The sequence below is a fragment of the Vibrio cortegadensis genome, from assembly GCF_024347395.1.
Classification (GTDB): domain Bacteria; phylum Pseudomonadota; class Gammaproteobacteria; order Enterobacterales; family Vibrionaceae; genus Vibrio; species Vibrio cortegadensis.
Window position 1 is genome coordinate 695242 of sequence record NZ_AP025473.1, and the last position, 16220, is coordinate 711461.

14 protein-coding genes are annotated in these 16220 nt (G+C 41.2%); 7 read left to right on the plus strand and 7 right to left on the minus strand.

Translation table 11 applies throughout. The features are described from left to right. Positions 1-85 precede the first annotated feature (85 nt). Positions 86-973, minus strand: a complete 888-nt coding sequence (locus OCV39_RS17425) for a DMT family transporter (protein ID WP_261889534.1) — start codon at positions 971-973, stop codon at positions 86-88. A 134-nt stretch (positions 974-1107) separates the two neighbouring features. Further along, positions 1108-3105, minus strand: a complete 1998-nt coding sequence (locus OCV39_RS17430; RefSeq protein WP_261889535.1) for a methyl-accepting chemotaxis protein — start codon at positions 3103-3105, stop codon at positions 1108-1110. A 717-nt stretch (positions 3106-3822) separates the two neighbouring features. On the opposite strand from OCV39_RS17430, the gene OCV39_RS17435 reads away from it, so the two are divergent. Beyond that, complete coding sequence (locus OCV39_RS17435; RefSeq protein WP_390903272.1) at positions 3823-5286, plus strand: AGE family epimerase/isomerase; 1464 nt, start codon at positions 3823-3825, stop codon at positions 5284-5286. Positions 5287-5388: 102 nt separating this feature from the next. On the opposite strand, the gene OCV39_RS17440 is transcribed toward OCV39_RS17435, so the two are convergent. Continuing rightward, positions 5389-6909, minus strand: a complete 1521-nt coding sequence (locus OCV39_RS17440; protein ID WP_261889537.1) for a DUF3612 domain-containing protein — start codon at positions 6907-6909, stop codon at positions 5389-5391. Between the two features lie 225 nt (positions 6910-7134). On the opposite strand from OCV39_RS17440, the gene OCV39_RS17445 reads away from it, so the two are divergent. Next, on the plus strand, positions 7135-7710 hold the full coding sequence (locus OCV39_RS17445; protein ID WP_017054445.1) for an aldolase/citrate lyase/malate synthase family protein: 576 nt from the start codon (positions 7135-7137) through the stop codon (positions 7708-7710). 152 nt (positions 7711-7862) lie between these two features. Here the strand turns inward: OCV39_RS17445 and OCV39_RS17450 are convergent, their stop codons facing one another. Then, a complete protein-coding gene (locus OCV39_RS17450; protein ID WP_017054444.1) occupies positions 7863-8879 on the minus strand; it encodes a GGDEF domain-containing protein in 1017 nt (338 codons plus the stop codon). 333 nt (positions 8880-9212) lie between these two features. After that, positions 9213-10109, minus strand: a complete 897-nt coding sequence (locus OCV39_RS17455) for a DMT family transporter (RefSeq protein WP_261889538.1) — start codon at positions 10107-10109, stop codon at positions 9213-9215. 132 nt (positions 10110-10241) lie between these two features. Here OCV39_RS17455 and OCV39_RS17460 point away from each other — a divergent pair, with 132 nt between their 5' ends. The 4 genes from OCV39_RS17460 (at position 10242) to OCV39_RS17475 (ending at position 12770) form a co-directional block, all read left to right on the plus strand. Then, positions 10242-10724 (plus strand): MarR family winged helix-turn-helix transcriptional regulator, encoded by a 483-nt coding sequence (locus OCV39_RS17460; RefSeq protein ID WP_261889539.1) that lies wholly within the window; start codon positions 10242-10244, stop codon positions 10722-10724. 71 nt (positions 10725-10795) lie between these two features. Then, positions 10796-11161 (plus strand): MmcQ/YjbR family DNA-binding protein, encoded by a 366-nt coding sequence (locus OCV39_RS17465; protein ID WP_261889540.1) that lies wholly within the window; start codon positions 10796-10798, stop codon positions 11159-11161. A gap of 95 nt (positions 11162-11256) precedes the next feature. Beyond that, positions 11257-11862, plus strand: a complete 606-nt coding sequence (locus OCV39_RS17470) for a class I SAM-dependent methyltransferase (protein WP_261889541.1) — start codon at positions 11257-11259, stop codon at positions 11860-11862. A 44-nt stretch (positions 11863-11906) separates the two neighbouring features. Beyond that, on the plus strand, positions 11907-12770 hold the full coding sequence (locus OCV39_RS17475; RefSeq protein ID WP_017054439.1) for a DMT family transporter: 864 nt from the start codon (positions 11907-11909) through the stop codon (positions 12768-12770). A gap of 76 nt (positions 12771-12846) precedes the next feature. On the opposite strand, the gene OCV39_RS17480 is transcribed toward OCV39_RS17475, so the two are convergent. Beyond that, positions 12847-14124, minus strand: coding sequence for a DEAD/DEAH box helicase (locus tag OCV39_RS17480; RefSeq protein WP_261889542.1), 1278 nt, complete (start codon positions 14122-14124; stop codon positions 12847-12849). 245 nt (positions 14125-14369) lie between these two features. On the opposite strand from OCV39_RS17480, the gene OCV39_RS17485 reads away from it, so the two are divergent. After that, positions 14370-14849 carry a GNAT family N-acetyltransferase gene (locus OCV39_RS17485; RefSeq protein WP_261889543.1) on the plus strand — a complete coding sequence of 160 codons (480 nt, stop codon included), beginning with the start codon at positions 14370-14372 and terminating at the stop codon, positions 14847-14849. 106 nt (positions 14850-14955) lie between these two features. On the opposite strand, the gene OCV39_RS17490 is transcribed toward OCV39_RS17485, so the two are convergent. After that, positions 14956-16146: a DUF3103 domain-containing protein gene (locus OCV39_RS17490; protein WP_113800137.1), complete on the minus strand. Its 1191-nt coding sequence runs from the start codon at positions 16144-16146 to the stop codon at positions 14956-14958. Positions 16147-16220 lie beyond the last annotated feature (74 nt).

Here is a 16220-nt window from a genome sequence, read left to right on the forward strand (position 1 = left end):
TGATGACGTAATAAATATTTAAATGAAAGACCTCGTTAATTAGCGAGGTCTTTTTGCATCCAATGGCATGGAGTTGATGAAAAACCTATTCTTTAGCCTTTAGCACGATCATGATCCCTCCGAGTATTAATGCTGAGGACATGACAAAATGCATGGTGATATTTTCACTCATAAATAGAACCCCTCCAACCGCCGATAAGACAGGCACCAGCAATTGTAATGATGCGGCTCGAATGACACTGAGCTGAGGTAGCACGTAGTACCAAATCGCATATCCGACGCCAGATGCTAAAGAGCCAGAGGCACAAGCGAGTAATATGCCTTGAAGGGTGTAATGTGCTTGATGCAGACTGAGTAGAAAAAGAATTACAGCGAACGGTAAGGTTCGGATGAAATTGAATCCAGTATCGATGAGAGGCTGTTTAGACGAACGACCATTAATGGTATACATTCCCCACGCAACGCCCGACACCATCATCAATCCGAATCCAAATAGTGATGGCGTGTCTACGTTAGGCAGTACAAGGTAAAGGAAACCTGAAAAGGCAATGATCATTCCCCATATTTCATTTCGAGTTACTTTGTTTCCAGACAGTAAACTATTGATTAGCATGGTTGCTTGTACTGATCCAAATAGGATTAGTGCACCTGTTGCAGTGTCTAAAGATAAATAACCGAAAGAGAATGTTACCGCATAAACAAATAGTAAGATCCCTGCTTTCCAGCTTCCTTTTTGTCTATTTTGAGAGTGACAACTTTGAGAATCATTGCTTTGAAAATCACAGCTTTGAGAGTCAACGCGTGGTGGTAAATATAACTTGATAAGAGCGTAGAGTGTGATGGCACCTGAAAATAATCGGATACTCGTAAAGCTACTCGCATCGATTAATTCAGATCCCAAAGCAAGTCGAGATAAGACAGAATTAGCAGCAAAGGCAATTAGAGCTAGGGTAGTAAGGGGTATTATAATCAAATCGTAATCTCAGAAGTGAGGGGTGAGAGCCGTCCCAATGTAGACCGTGAACTGGCACGTTTAATTTCGTTATTACTCAAAATTAAGGCGCTGAAAAACATCAGCGCCATTGTTTATGATTGAGAGAAAAGAGATTAAACGAGTTTAAACTTATTGAGTTGCTCTTGAACGTTAAACACTTCCTCTTTATAGCTGGTCACAATAGTGTTTAACTCATTGGCAAGAACGCCAGTTTGGTCTGCAATTTCTGATAATGTATCGACATCTTTATCGACATCTTCGCTGGCTTTCGATTGTTCAGTTGTTGAATTGGCAATACTCGTAATGTGCTCACTGACTTGCTCAATCACTGACTCCAGTTTAGCCACGCTCTCTCGTACTACATCAACCGATGCAAAAGTATCATCACTTGCTTGCTTACTTTTGCTCATATTATTAACCGACTTATTCGTATTGGTGGTGATTTTTTCCAGTAGCTTACTGATACTTTCAGTCGCTTCTTGGCTACGATGAGCTAAATCACGTACTTCGGAAGAGACAACGGCGAAACCGCGCCCGTGTTCACCTGCTCGTGCGGCTTCTATCGCGGCATTCAATGCCAATAAATTAGTCTGTTCTGAAACGGCGCTGATGGTCTCTACAATTTGGCTGATACTTTGCGTATCTTGCTCCAGTTCGAGCATGCAAGCTTCTGTTTCGTTAATCTGAGTAATCAGCCCTTCTACAGAATTAAATGAAGCTTCACTTTGGGATTGGCACTCTAGAACTTGGCTCTTCATCTCATCGGTTTCAGTTAGCGCCCTTTCAGCAGAGGCGGCAATCTCAAGGCTAGACTGAGATAACTCCGTCATTGCGGTGGCTATGTTTGCACATTTAGCGGTGGTTGATTGACTACTCTGACCTAGCTCTTGAGCATTGCTTACAATCGTGTTCAATCGTTGTGTGCTGTTGTTATTGGTACTAGTGACATCCGATAATAACGAGCGGATATTCTGGGTGAGTTGATTTATGCTACGAGAAATATATGAAATTTCATCTTTACCTACTGAGTTAAGCTCAACACTTAGATCTCGTTGTGCAGACATGTTACCCAAGTGCGTCGTGAGAGACCCAACACGATGACGCAGGCCTGTAACACAAAATACAAGAGCCCATAAGAGACACGCTCCAATGAGAATTGTCGCCACTAGCAGTGAGTTTTGTAAGTTGTTTGCTCGAATGGCTTGTTCAGTAGAAATGGTGCTGATTTCAGTTTGAAGTTGGTTGCGTACTTGGTTAATCAGCTTGATTTGATCTGTTGCTAATCCAAACCATGAGCTTGCATCAGGCCCATCGATATTATTGAGATTGGACTTTTGAGATAAGAATGAGTCCTTAATTTGATTCACATTTTTCCATGTCGACGAGTTTCTCGCGAGCTCTAACTGCTGTTGGAATTGAGTCGGCATTTCAATTTTTGCTCTGCGCAGAGCATAATTGCCAGAGCTGATGTAATTTTGCACATTGGCGTAAATCGCAGCCGTTGCATCACCTCGTGAGAACACGCCATTTAGCGCCCCACGAACTTGCCCAGCACGCTCTTTCATGACAACGACAGAAGTTAATGCTTTACCAAGAGAGGCAATTTCAGAATTATTAATGTTGGCTAGCAGCATGATTGCGTTATCAATGGCGAGCTGATTGAGATCCGAATAGTAAGCAAAAGGAGATAGGTTGGGACGCAAGGTATCTACTTGACGGCGAACTTCACTTAAACGGCTTAATTGTTTTTGAACATCACCCATTAAATTCGACGCTAACTTTGGCTTTATGTGAACAGGTGAAAAGCCTTTAAGTGCTTGTATATGAGAATCTGCAACCTTACGCTGCTTTTTTAATTTCTCTACTTGAGCGGCTTTACCTTTACTGCCTAGCACTCCAGCAGTAAGTCCACGCTCTACCGCCAAGTTATGAGCAATGTTGTCATAGAGGATCACAAGCTCTACCACTTCTTGATCTTGCGAAGAAAGCGATGATTCTTGTTTAAATTCAATGACAGATAAGCTGGCTAAAATTATGGATAGGGTTAAAGGTATTCCTGCGATAATGGTGACAATAATGTAGAGGGGGAACTGGCGTAGTAGTGAGCGCATTGATAAATCCCTAGCTGTATTTTTATAATTATAGAAATCCTAGTTAGAGTGTAGGTGCTGTTTTTGTGGATTTCATTATCAACAAATGAATCAATTATCAAAAGTGAGATTTTTTGTAATTAATGTGATCGAAGTGTTGTTGATTGTTGCTATTTATGTAATTTGTATGCATTTATAATTTTGAACTAAACAAGCGGAGTACCTCTATCGATCTGCGTTTAGTATTAAAGACAATACTTTGTTAGATGAATAACTTATAAAGCGCTCACTAGCAAAATCATGCTAATTTGCAAAATGAAAATGCGTTATGCAAAAAATCAAAGATTATCGCTTTAAAAGTGTGCGTAATGGCATATAAAATGGACATTTAAAGTTGGCACACATTCTGCATTATTAATAGTGACCCTTCTTAAGCCGAGGGTCACCTAGCCAACTGACGTTGTTAGTGAATGATACCTTGTTCACACAAATATATAGCCAATCACAGTTTTTGTGGTTGGTTTTTTTTTGCATAAATTTGCGCAGTATGTGCGCCCTTCCTTAAATTATAAATTTAATGTCCTGATATTGATTTTTCCTGTGATCGTTTAGACAGTATGCGTAAGTATTAGTACTTATATTCACCATTTCTGAATCAGGAGTGGGTTAAGCATGGCACGGTCTTATTTCAATAGTACACATAGAAAAAACTATAAATTCAGTTTGTTACTGTCAGTAATGTTTTCTGCAACCCCATTGGCAGCCGTAACCGATCTCACACCTGAAAAAACGCTTCCTTTGCCCACTGGCGATCAATGGATAGAACATGCGAAAGAAGGCTTACAGCCATACTGGTTAATGGAATCTGCGAAAGGAGTTCCGGAAGGCAATTTCCCTACATTCCGTTGTGATAATGGTGAGGTGTTAGATGTTAATAACGTCTGTCCCGAATTAAACCTTAGCTGGATATCACCGCATTTTGATCGTGACTACACTCGGATGAAGTCTCGACAAATATACGCGTATGGGGTGATTTATCATCTGACTGGTAATGAAGAAGCGCTCGCTTTGGCAAAGTCTGGTGTCGATTTTCTATTGAGAAATCGAATAGATAACGAACATGGTGGGTTCATTAGCTTCGTTAAAGATGGACAACCAGGTTTGGAGTGGCAACAGAGAACATCACAAGATCAAGCATATGCGTTAGTTGGTTTGGCTTTTTATTACTACTTGACTCGTGATCCTGTAGTGGAAAAGGCATTAATTAAACAGCAAGCATTCATTTTTGAGCAGTATAAGAACCTCAAAAATAATGATTTGAATTGGGTGTTAAGAGATGACGATGAGCAGAGTGCTAAACAGCGAGAGTTGGTGGCTCAACTCGATCAGATCAACGGCTATCTGCTGCTTGTCACTCCGTTATTACCCGAGAAAGTGCAGAAAAAATGGCGTCAGGATCTTTATTGGCTAACAGATCAAATGACGAAACAGTATTATTCTGTGGAAGAGAAACGATACTATGGGGCAATTCATCACAAAGCAATGATGATGCAAGAGGCAAAGCACAATGATTTTGCTCACACAACAAAAGCGTTCTGGATGACTTATCTGGTCGGAAGGTATTTTGATAATACAGACTGGGAAACGTTGGGTGAACAAGGGATGCGAGTCACCGTCGACAGAGCCAGTAATACTTATGATTTTTCAGTCGCGGAAGCTTATTTCATTGAACCGCTGAAAACTCTGTGGCATGGACGAAAAAAGGTCTCTGGATGGAAGAGTCGACCATATAATCCATGGACCTCTTCTTGGGAGTGGGCGGAACTGGATCAATCTTCAATGACATTGAACATGTTGGATGGCAGTCGGATCACCCAGCAATCGGATACACAGCATGCTTTCATGAATGCTTGGGTTGATCATCAATATGGTGGGGTAGGGTTAAACTCCAGAAGTACTAAAGCGTTCCATTGGGGTAATGGTTACCATCAATTTGAGCATGCATTAGTTGGGTATTTAAGCGCCAAACAGCATTACAAGAAGCCTGCTCGGCTCTATTTTGCATTACCGGAAGGCTACAAAGGTGTGATCGAGCCTTATTATTATCAAGGAGATATTCAAACCAAGCAAAGTCTGGGTAAAATTGAACAGATTGAAGGCTTAACAAAACAACGTATTAGCTTTATTCATATAACGCCTTAATGGTGTGAGTTTTGAATATAAAAAAGGAAGGCTAAGCAAAAGTGGCTTAGCCTTTATTTTTTGTGCTGTTCACTGTCGGTTACTCATCTATTTTCTTTGATATTACTCTGCACCACATTTCGCGTAGCAACTTGGCTTTCTAGGGCATGAGCCGCCTCTAGAGCAAATTAAACGAGCCTCAGTTTCAATGCCGCGTTCGATCCAGTTAATGTTCAGGATTTTTGCAATCGTCGTGAGATCTTTCTTAATATGCCTTGGGATGATCACGGATCCACCATTACTCACACAGGACGCTTTTAGCTCTTCAGCAATGGATCGGGAATCCCCACCTTGTGCATCAATTGCTGGGTTTAAATCAATACCAGCGCATAACACTCGGTTGTTGCCTGCAGGATCTGTCATGTTGACCGATTCGCAGCAGTAGATTCTTGGTTCATCACCAACATTCAGTATGGAGATTTGTGCTGAGCTGCCAGCTTTCGGCTCAGAAAGGCGTCTAAATACCGCCCAATGCTGACAAGGGTCTGCAACGGTTCTCATGTTACCCCAAGGCAGAGGTATGCCATTACCGCGATAGACGGCTTTTAGTTTTCCAGGGCCATAGGCATCGAAATAGTGCCAGTGTGGGTAAGGTGAAACAACGGTCATTCTCCTCATTGCAACAGATGGGGAAACACCTGCGAGTTTGTGTACGTCAATTTCATAACCGCTGCGATCCAGTAACTGGCGGAAAGGGACTTTAGGGCAGAGTAATGCACCAGCAAAGAAGCTTGATTCAAAATCGCGCCAAGCTTGTAAGATATCTTGTGAATTGAGTACCGAGGTTGGTTCGCTAGATCCGCTGTCTTCCCAACTGCTGTTATGCCCAACTGAAAGTACACTCTTCAAGCCTTCTTTACTGTGTAAAATACAGTGGCCGATGTAAACCGCCAGATCGTATTTAAGACGAGTAGGGTACTGCTTGAGTATTTCATTGAGGTAAATGGTACTTGGCGGCTCAAAGAAAGAGGTGACTAGCTGCTTTGCATTGATGCCCAATTCGTCGACTACATCTTTTGGGGTTCGGTTGACCCAGCGAATTTGTATCCCCAAACTCTTCGCAATGTCGATCAAATCTTCAACGGCTAAATTTAATCTCTTAAGTCCAACCTCTTCTGCTGCTCGTTCAAGGTCAGGGAAGTGATTTTGTAAGCTCTCTTGGTGTGCTCGAATTAAAAGATGAGCAAATTGGCGCCCTGTGATTCCCGTCTGCGACAACATTTCAGGTATCGCTATTTGTAGAATGTCATTAGAGAACAGGAAGCTTGGCTCTAATGCCATTCCACTGATCCCCCCCCTATTTCCCTTATCTGGAGTGATTGCTTGTTGCTCCGGTTCATCATCTAAAAACCAAGTGGGTTCTTTTTGAAAAACGTTCGCGATGACTTCTAGCATATCGATGCTTGGGACACGCTTTCCTCGCTCAATCATCGAGAGATAAGAAACAGATGGCGCGTACTCTGGGTTGACGCGTATACATCGTGCAGAGAGATCTTCCATTGTTAAATGGTTACGTTTTCTAAGGTTCCTAATTTTAGTCCCTAAGAAATGTGACTGTCTGACTAAGCTTTTTGATAAGGCCATTTTGTAAAATTCACACTGTAAAATTTTTGTTGTGAAATTGTAGTCAAAAAAGTTGTAGTCTACAAACTAAGCAATTCACAAACCGATAACAAAAATAAACATCTGTTTGGAATAATTGCTCTAGAACACAGTTTTGATGAGTTAATCACCACGTTTGCAGAGTAAAAATAGAGCTGAAGACAGGGATAGTTAACCAACAATATAGTTAGCCAAGAGGGAAAGACTATGAATATGCTTACATTCGATAAAACAGAAATACAAAAACAAAACAAACCATTTATCGCTGAAGCTGTCTTTGCCGTAGAGACTATCAGCGCAAACCAGCAGAGCGAAAAGCAGATCAAAGCTAAACAGCTACTTGATAGACTTTTTCCACTAGAAAATGGTACTCATCAAGATGTAACAAGCTACGTAATTGACTATCGCCACGTTCTGGCTTACTTCAAAAACGGTCAGCACAGTGGTTTGAAACACCCAAAACACTTTGTAGCATACATGGGAGAAAAGTCGGACCCTGCTTCAATTCTCCTGAAAGATGGTAGTGGTAGCCACCTTGAGGTTCAGTTTGGCTGTCGTAAGGGGACAGGTTGTGTTGAGCTGATTAGTATCGATGATATTCAACTCGAAACTTGCACCACATTTAGCCAAATCCCAACAGAGTCGAGCATGGCAGCCATGCGTCATTGGGTTAGCTTAGTAAAAGGTGATGAGCGTGGAAAACCAAGAGCATGCAGCGAAGATAAAGAATTTACAGCGAAAAGTGGTGAAGATTATTGTCTAGATTACTGTTTTAATATCTAGTGATACCAAACCGAAAGAAGGCTTCCTTAATGGGAAGCCTTCTTTGTTTCAATCTGAGATAACTAAATGGGTAGTTACTGAGTTGGGTTGTTACTGAATTGGGCTATTACTGAATTAGCTGAAACGGGATCGGCAAAAATGTATGTGCAAAACTAAATCGGCATTACTCGATTTCGACCTAGTTTTTTTGCTTCATATAATAGTTTGTCTGCACGATCGATCAACTGAATAGGTGACTCACCTTCAATAAATTCGGCCACCCCAAAGGATGCCGTGATATTCCCAACTTGTTTGCCACTGCGTCGATCTTTTACCGATAGTTTTTCAATGCTACGGCGGTTAGTTTCTGCAAATTGGCGTGCAATTCTGAGAGATTTATTCGGTACGATGATTGCGAACTCTTCACCACCAAAGCGATAAGCGGTAATGCCATCTCTACAACTGAGCTGGAGCCGACGAGCAATGCCTTTGATAACGGTATCACCAAATAGATGACCGTACTCATCGTTGAATGATTTGAAATAATCAATATCTGCTAAAATCAGGCACATAGGTTGATTTGCTTTGCACAATGTCTCTAAATCGCGATCAAATGAGCCTCGGTTATAAAGACTAGAAAGGCTATCAAAAAGCGCGTCTTTCTGTACATCCACAAGCTGTGACTTCAAACGAGAAATTTCTTCGCTAGCCGTGGTCAACTGAGTATTCAAAAATTGAGTCGAGTGACGAATATCTCTAGATTCAGACACCAGCTTTCTAATCACCTTCATGACTTCATCCATTGACAAGCCTTCATCTTCCACACGAGAAAGATTACTGAAGCTTTGGTTGATCATATCTGAAAATGCCGAAGTGTCAGCAAGAGTATCATTCATAGAGTGAGCGACTTCATTGATCAAAACTTCAATACTGGCGCGTAATTCGTTCATGTTTGTTTCAGAGCGACTCGCGACATAATTATTGTAAAGTTGCTCGGCAGTTGCTGGTGGGCAAATACCATAATGTTCAATAATGCCGTCCATCTCACGATTAAGTTGAGGAATGGCATTATCAACGTAGGTATACCACAATGCATAATTCGCCGGTGTCGTTGAGACACGGTTCTTCATCATCAGTGGAACTGCTTTTTTAAGATTAGCCGTAGATTTTTGAAATTCGTCTTTTTTCATTATTCATTCTATTAATTGAATTACTAATGGCTAGCTTGACTATACGATCACTTAGTTTGACGAGAAAAGGCATAATTACAAAAAACTTGAGTTCATTGAACCTGTAATTAATGGTGCTTTAACGAAAAACCCTCATTGGTGCAATGTTTCGTACAAAGTACTAACAAATTCAAGCGCTTTTAGTGAGAAACCCCTGTTATTCTAGTTAATCCTTGCCTATTTTGCGATCTAAATTGCAGACTTTATTAAATGCATGGGCAGAGTTACTTATCTATAGAAGTGAATGAATGGACTACGGAATGATAACTCTGCCGATTAATAGAGATCCGATGCTTAGCTCGATTGAGACAAATTTGGTGAATTGCTTTTTTTCAATGCAATGAGTATCTGTGGAAGTAAAGAGGTGATGATCATACCAGCCATCAGTGCGTATTGAAGCAATGTAAAAGATTCACTTAACAGAAGTAATCCCGTAATAATTCCCGCAATTGGATTTGCGATCCCCCCAAATGTGAAATCGACGACAGACATTCGCTGCAGTAACCAAACGTACATACCATACCCAAACGCAGTATTTAGAATCACTAACCAACTTAAGCCAGCTACATTTTTGAAGTCAACGTGGGCTAATGCATGAGTGTAAACGTTGGGGTTTATAACAGAATGCAGTGCAGCCGCTAAGCTTAAAATCGCCCCGCCAATAATTAACTGCCAACTTAAAACCTTCCACCAATGCATACGGTTTCCAAGTGATTTTGTTATGCCGCTGCCGATCACAATGCAGAGGATGGCCGTTACCATGGCCAATAAACCAACGGGGTTCAGTGTAATAGAGTTAGGATCGAATAATTTCCACGCCAGAAAAATCAGCAATGTCCCAGATATTGCCTGAACTGTTGTCGGACGGCGCTTATATCTTACCCAGTGGAACAGCATGGCAAAAACAGGGACAGAAACCATTCCCACACCAGAAATGGCAGAAGGAAGGGTTAAAGCCATCACAAAGATCAAGCTAAAGAATATGGCAATGTTGATTAAACCTAAACTGAACAGAATTCGCCATTCACCTTTTTCTGGCAAACTTGGCTTTAGCATGAGTAAGAGTAAACCAGCGGGAAGCGCTCGGATTGCTCCTAATAAAAGCGGAGGCCAGTCGGGTAAAGTGTATTGAGTCACCGCATAGGTGGTACCCCAAAAGAAGGCAGGGATCATCGCTAGAAGTATATTCATATTAATTATCTTTATGTGAAGATATTTGTGTGTAATCTACGCTTTAAATTACGCACTGTAAAGTATCTTTATGTTAAGACACTTCGTGCTAAGATACTTAATCTTGATGTTTGAATCTGCGGAGTAGGGTATATGGATGCGATTGATAGAGTTGTCGCTCAGTGGGTAAAAGAGAAGCCTGAATTAAATACTGATCCGATGGCATTAATGGGACGTTTGATGCGTGTGACTAAACACATGGAAGCAGAGGTGGCTACGTTACATAAGCAATATGATCTAAAAATGGGGGAATTTGATGTACTGGCTACGCTACGCCGAGCGGGACAACCGTATAAATTAACCCCTTCAGAATTGATTGAATCAATGATGCTTACCTCTGGTGCTATGACGAACCGACTCGACAAGCTTGAAGGGAAAGGTCTTATCGAGAGAGAGCATAGTAAGAAGGACCGGCGCAGTGTGACGGTGATATTAACAACCACAGGATTGAATTTAATTGAAGAAATGATAGAGCAACATGTCGATATTCAAACCCGTTTAGTGACGGCATTAACGCCAGATCAGATTCAACAGGCCAATGGATTATTAAAAAACTTGTTGGCCGATTTTGAGTAATGGCTCTCAGATGAATTGAAAGAGATTTGTTATCAATAATAGTATGTTCATTTACCAATAAGCACTAACTTATGATGACCTTAAAATCTATTGAAGACTACCTAGAACAATGTGTCGCGGCAGAATCGAGTTATCCATTTGGACCTGAGGCTTTAGTATTTAAAGTCAAAGGTAAAATGTTTGCGTTAACGTCTCAGACCTCAGATGATCCCTATGTGACGTTGAAATGTACGCCTGCCGATGGGGAAGTGCTCGTCAGTGAATTTGATGCCATTCGTCCGGGTTATCATATGAACAAGAGACACTGGATTTCGGTTGCAATGAATGGTGATGTTGATGAAGCGATGCTGCAAGATTTGGCCGATCGGTCGTATAGGTTGGTCGTCAGTAAATTAAAAAAATCAGACCGTGAAGAGCTCAATAACTCAAACCAGTGATGCTCTTAAACCATATAAATTGATAGTGAGATTCCCATTATTATTGATACTTAGGGGCTATGTATCAAAAGCTATGTATCAAAAGGAATTTGATAATGAAAGCTAATTACGATCTGATTTCACAGCAGTGGACTGAAATACGACAGAATCTACCTACCCCAGATAAAGTCTTATTTAACGAATTTATTCACTGTCTACCATTAAATGCTCATGTTCTTGATCTTGGCTGCGGTACTGGTATTCCAATTGATCAACTAATGATTAAACATGGTTTTCAAGTTCTTGGTGTTGATGGCTCCGAAAAGCTGCTGCAATCCGCACGATCTCTACTTCCTCAAGCTCAGTTTATCCATGCAAAATTAGAAACCTATGATATCGGGAGTATTTATCAAGGGATCATTATTTGGGACTGCTTATTCCATATACCCCGAGAACACCACGAAGAGATTTTGAGGAAAGTGTATAACGCACTAGATAAGGATGGCGTGGCCATCATTTCAAGCGGTGGTAGTAAAGAAAATATTCCAGCATTTACCGGAACCATGTTTGATGTGGAGTTTTATTATGATGCCTACCCCGTAGATGACCTAGTCAACCTGTGTAAGAAGATCGGTTTTTCCATATTGAAACAGAAGTTAGTCAACAAACCTGATGGGATTCGAGACAAAGGTCGACTTGGATTGTTGTTGATTAAAGAGTAAAACAGTGAGACATCAAATTTGTGTAGAAAGGAGTTCTCACACCGATGAAGTCATTGATATGGATGGTTGGGGCTCTGGTCTCATTTTGCTTGTTAGCCATTGGGGCAAGGGAACTGAGTGGTGAAATAGGTACTTTCCAAGCGCTTTTTCTACGTAGTGTTTTCGGGCTGCTGATTATTAGTGGCATTATTGCAGCGCTCGGTAAGCGTTCTCTTTTTTCTACCCGCCGTTTAACAACTCATGCCTTTCGTAACGTATTTCACTTTATTGCTCAGTATGGTTGGTTTCTAGGTATCGCTTTATTGCCACTGGCAGAAGTGTTTGCGTTGGAGTTCACCGTACCCTTTTGGGCCGCTATCATTGCCGCCATCTTTTTAAATGAACGATTAACCCTAAAGAAGGGTGCCGCCATTTGTATCGGTATGCTTGGTGTTTTAGTGATCGTTCAGCCTGGAAGTGAGATCTTTGATAGTAACTCATTTATCGTCTTAGGCGCTGCTGTCTGTTTTGCGGTAGCCCATACATCAACGAAATCATTGTCCAAAACCGATGAGCCACTGACTATCGTTTTTTATATGTGTTTGATTCAACTTCCTATGGGGTTTGTCCTTTCAATGGGGGATTGGGTCACCCCAAATAGCAATCAGTGGTTCTGGGTAGGGGTTATTAGCTTTACCGCTCTATCCGCTCATTTTTGCATGAGTAAAGCTCTGCAAATGACGGAAGTGACAACAGTGACCATCTTAGATTTTCTGCGTTTGCCCTTAATTGCTGTCGTTGGGATTATCTTTTATAACGAACCGTTTGATAGTGCCCTGATCTGGGGTGGTTTGCTTATGTTGATTGGTAACATCTCTAATTTGTATCAGCGAAAACCGTCAAAACGTAATTTAAAAAACGCATCTTAATGACGAATAATAGAAAAGGGCGATACTGAAAAGTATCGCCCTTAAATGTTGGTAGTGATTGTTGATTGCGTATTGCTTATTGCTTATTGCGAATCATTTTACGTAGACGAGCACGACGCTCTGCATCACCTTGGCTCGCATCACTAGGATTGTTTGTGCGCGTTTTACGGTTTTTAAAAGCCGGCTTTGAGTGCATTTTTTCAATTAGTGCGTCTCGGTTTTTTGGCTCATAACCTTCAAGCTCTTTACGGTAGATACGCTGACCAATAAGAGTCTCAACTTGCTGTAGCGTTAGCTCTTCTTCGCGGTTTACAAAAGAGACAGCATGACCTTTTTGACCTGCGCGACCAGTACGACCGATACGGTGAACGTAATCTTCAGCTAAGAATGGCATATCAAAGTTAACCACATGCGGCAGGTTCTGAATATCTAGACCACGAGCAGCAACATCCGTTGCAATCATCACACGTGCTTTGCCTTCTTTAAACTCATCTAATGCGCGGCGGCGTGCACTTTGTGCTTTATCACCATGACAAAGAACCGCTTTAATTCCGTCCAATTTAAGCTCTTTCACAAGCTCATTGGCGGTTTCTTTATAGTTTACAAATACGAGAACTTGTTTCCAGTTTTTACGACCGATCAGTTCAGAAAGCATCTCACGCTTTCGTGCTTGCTCTACAGGATAAACAACGTGTGCGATAGTATCGGCAGTGACATTTTCACGAGCAACGGCAATACGTTTCGGTTGGCGGAGGATCTCACCTGCCAGTTTATTCATTTGCGCAGAGAAGGTCGCAGAGAACAGCATCGTTTGTGGCTTAGATGCGATACCGGACATGATTTTTTCAATCGCTGAAATGAAGCCCATATCAAGCATACGGTCAGCTTCATCAAAAACAAGGAACTCTAGGTTAACTAAAGAGACGTTTTTTAGCTCTAAGTGCTCAATTAAACGGCCTGGAGTTGCAACAAGGATGTCAACACCTTGCTCTAACGCTCGCTCTTGAGATGACATTTTTGCGCCACCGTAAATCGCGACAGTCTTAAGCTCTGTATATTTGGTGTAGTCTTGGACGTTTTGCGCAATTTGAGCAGCAAGTTCACGTGTTGGTGCAAGGATCACCGCACGAGCTTGGTGGCGGTTACGTGGCTTTGCTTTATCTAAAATATTTTGCACAATTGGCAATGCAAATGCAGCGGTTTTACCCGTACCTGTTTGAGCATTAGCAAGAATGTCGTGGCCACGACGAGCCATCGGAATCGCTTTCTGCTGAACAGGAGTTAACTTCTCATAACCACATTCAGTAAGAGCTTTGACGATTTCGGGAGAAAAATTTTGTGATGCAAATGACATATCTTGTTCCTAAAACTAACGGCTAATACCAAACATAAGCATAACCAAAAATACGGCCGCAGATTATAGTGCAATAAATCCAGAGTGGGGGACTTATTTTTTATAATCACTAAATATAATGCCCAGTTAGCCAATTTATTGTTTAAATTGACACAATAATAGCTCAAATGAGCTTGGTGTTGGTCAGTAACTTGAACATTGAGCTTCAAAAGTCATTTATGAAATACGATTTAAGGATGAAAGTTATGGTAATAGCCTTAAGACCAATGCGAGAAGAAGAGTATCCTGCATTTTGTGATTATTTTATAGCGGATTACAGCCAAGAAATTGCGGAAAACTATGGGCATTCACTTGAGCTTGCACAGACATTGGCTCGTAAAGACCTTTTACGTAGTTTCCCTGATGGATATAAAACGAATGTACATAAACTACTGTGTATTGAGGCTGAGTCTCGCGTTGTCGGGTATTTGTGGCACTGTCCAAATGAAGCGGAACACTCTACGTTTATCTATGATTTTTATGTGAATGAATCATGTCGTGGTAAAGGGTATGGAACCGAAGCGTTGAAGCTGTTGGAAGGGCAGTTAGTCAAGGGTGGGATTGTTCAAATCAAGCTTAGAGTGGCTTATCACAACAAACGTGCATTGGCGCTATATCAAGAGACGGGCTTTATGGTTACTGGATATAATATGTCGAAAAGTTTGAAATTAGATGGAATTATTTAGCGGCACAAAAGGCTCCCCAAAGGGGGAGCTTGATGTTGCTTAGCGCATTTTAGTTATGATTAATAAGTAGATATATGAACTAACGTATATCTACTTATTCCTATTTTTATTGACGAGTTGGGTTGATTGTTAATGGCTCGAATGTTGCCGTTGCATTACCACTAGCGGCTGGGTGATCCACATAATCAGTGTCTTGCATTAAGGTGTAAAATACGTCAACAAAGTCATCATCATTTACTAATAGACCATCGGGGATTGCGTCTATGATTTTACCTGTAATTTGAGGAATGATGGCATAAGCTTGAACTTCTGGATCTGGTATCAACTTCAAGACTTCCTCTGCTACTTTGACTAACAACTTGCCAAGTTCCTTGTAGTCGGTGCCATCATCTTGCTCCATTAGGATAAGATCTGCTGCACCCCAACGGTAGCGAGACCACTGAATCATGATCTGATTAGGGTGGTAATCTTGATTGTCGTAGTCTAAGTACGGCATTTCTACTAAATCAACAATTGGCTTATCGCGGCTCGGGTTGATACCAGTCACAATGGCATAGATTTCTGCTTTGCCCGAGATCCAAGGTTCTTGATCATCGGCTAAGCGAATTTTTTTCAGTATGGTTGTTGAAATCGGTTGTGGATCATCAGACGTTATATTTTTTTGCATTGTTGCGGTCGCAAAAGAACCGTTGTCTGTTTTCCTGGTGCTGAGTGATATGCCGTTATCAAGTTTGTTCATCTCATTCCGCATTGCTTGTACACCAGCGGTGAGCTCTCTACTACTATTACTATCAACTACAAAAACTGGAACATCTGGTAATTGGTCAACATCCAGCTGGTGGACTTGGCCATAAACATCAAATGCTTCAATATACTGCCATGTTTCGTCATCCCCTTTGGGTTCGAATGCAAATAATGGGCTCTGGCCTTCTTTCCACTCTTTGACCATCGATATATCAGCAATACGCAACTCTAATATTTCAGGAGTGAATTCTTCAATACCTTTCATTGAACGAATTTGAGCGTCGGCCATTACCATCTTTTGACTGAAGTCAGCATTTGGTTGAGATTCGAATAATTGAGAGACAGAAATATTTAAATGTTGAGCATTAATCTGCGTTTTTAATGTTGTTTCAAGATTATTGTAGCTTTGACTAAGCTGTCTCGCGAGTTCACGTTTTTGCTGAGTAATGGCATTTGCATTAGATTGTGCAGACGAGTTGGTGGCGGTTTCATCTGTTTGACAACCAACTAAAGTGACTGCGAAAAGTAATGAAATGGGTGTTATGTATTTCATAATAATCCCCTTTTAATATTTGAGTTAGAGCAATAACTCTATAGCTCAACATTATCACTGTATGAGGATGCTTT

What these genes read in the sequence shown, in the direction of transcription:
- OCV39_RS17450 (WP_017054444.1), bottom strand. Translation starts at nt 8,879, where the DNA reads ATGAAAAAAGACGAATTTCAAAAATCTACGGCTAATCTTAAAAAAGCA.
- OCV39_RS17440 (WP_261889537.1), bottom strand. Translation starts at nt 6,909, where the DNA reads ATGGCCTTATCAAAAAGCTTAGTCAGACAGTCACATTTCTTAGGGACT.
- OCV39_RS17485 (WP_261889543.1), top strand. Translation starts at nt 14,370, where the DNA reads ATGGTAATAGCCTTAAGACCAATGCGAGAAGAAGAGTATCCTGCATTT.
- OCV39_RS17455 (WP_261889538.1), bottom strand. Translation starts at nt 10,109, where the DNA reads ATGAATATACTTCTAGCGATGATCCCTGCCTTCTTTTGGGGTACCACC.
- OCV39_RS17435 (WP_390903272.1), top strand. Translation starts at nt 3,823, where the DNA reads ATGTTTTCTGCAACCCCATTGGCAGCCGTAACCGATCTCACACCTGAA.
- OCV39_RS17465 (WP_261889540.1), top strand. Translation starts at nt 10,796, where the DNA reads ATGATGACCTTAAAATCTATTGAAGACTACCTAGAACAATGTGTCGCG.
- OCV39_RS17470 (WP_261889541.1), top strand. Translation starts at nt 11,257, where the DNA reads ATGAAAGCTAATTACGATCTGATTTCACAGCAGTGGACTGAAATACGA.
- OCV39_RS17475 (WP_017054439.1), top strand. Translation starts at nt 11,907, where the DNA reads ATGAAGTCATTGATATGGATGGTTGGGGCTCTGGTCTCATTTTGCTTG.
- OCV39_RS17490 (WP_113800137.1), bottom strand. Translation starts at nt 16,146, where the DNA reads ATGAAATACATAACACCCATTTCATTACTTTTCGCAGTCACTTTAGTT.
- OCV39_RS17445 (WP_017054445.1), top strand. Translation starts at nt 7,135, where the DNA reads ATGAATATGCTTACATTCGATAAAACAGAAATACAAAAACAAAACAAA.
- OCV39_RS17480 (WP_261889542.1), bottom strand. Translation starts at nt 14,124, where the DNA reads ATGTCATTTGCATCACAAAATTTTTCTCCCGAAATCGTCAAAGCTCTT.
- OCV39_RS17460 (WP_261889539.1), top strand. Translation starts at nt 10,242, where the DNA reads ATGGATGCGATTGATAGAGTTGTCGCTCAGTGGGTAAAAGAGAAGCCT.
- OCV39_RS17430 (WP_261889535.1), bottom strand. Translation starts at nt 3,105, where the DNA reads ATGCGCTCACTACTACGCCAGTTCCCCCTCTACATTATTGTCACCATT.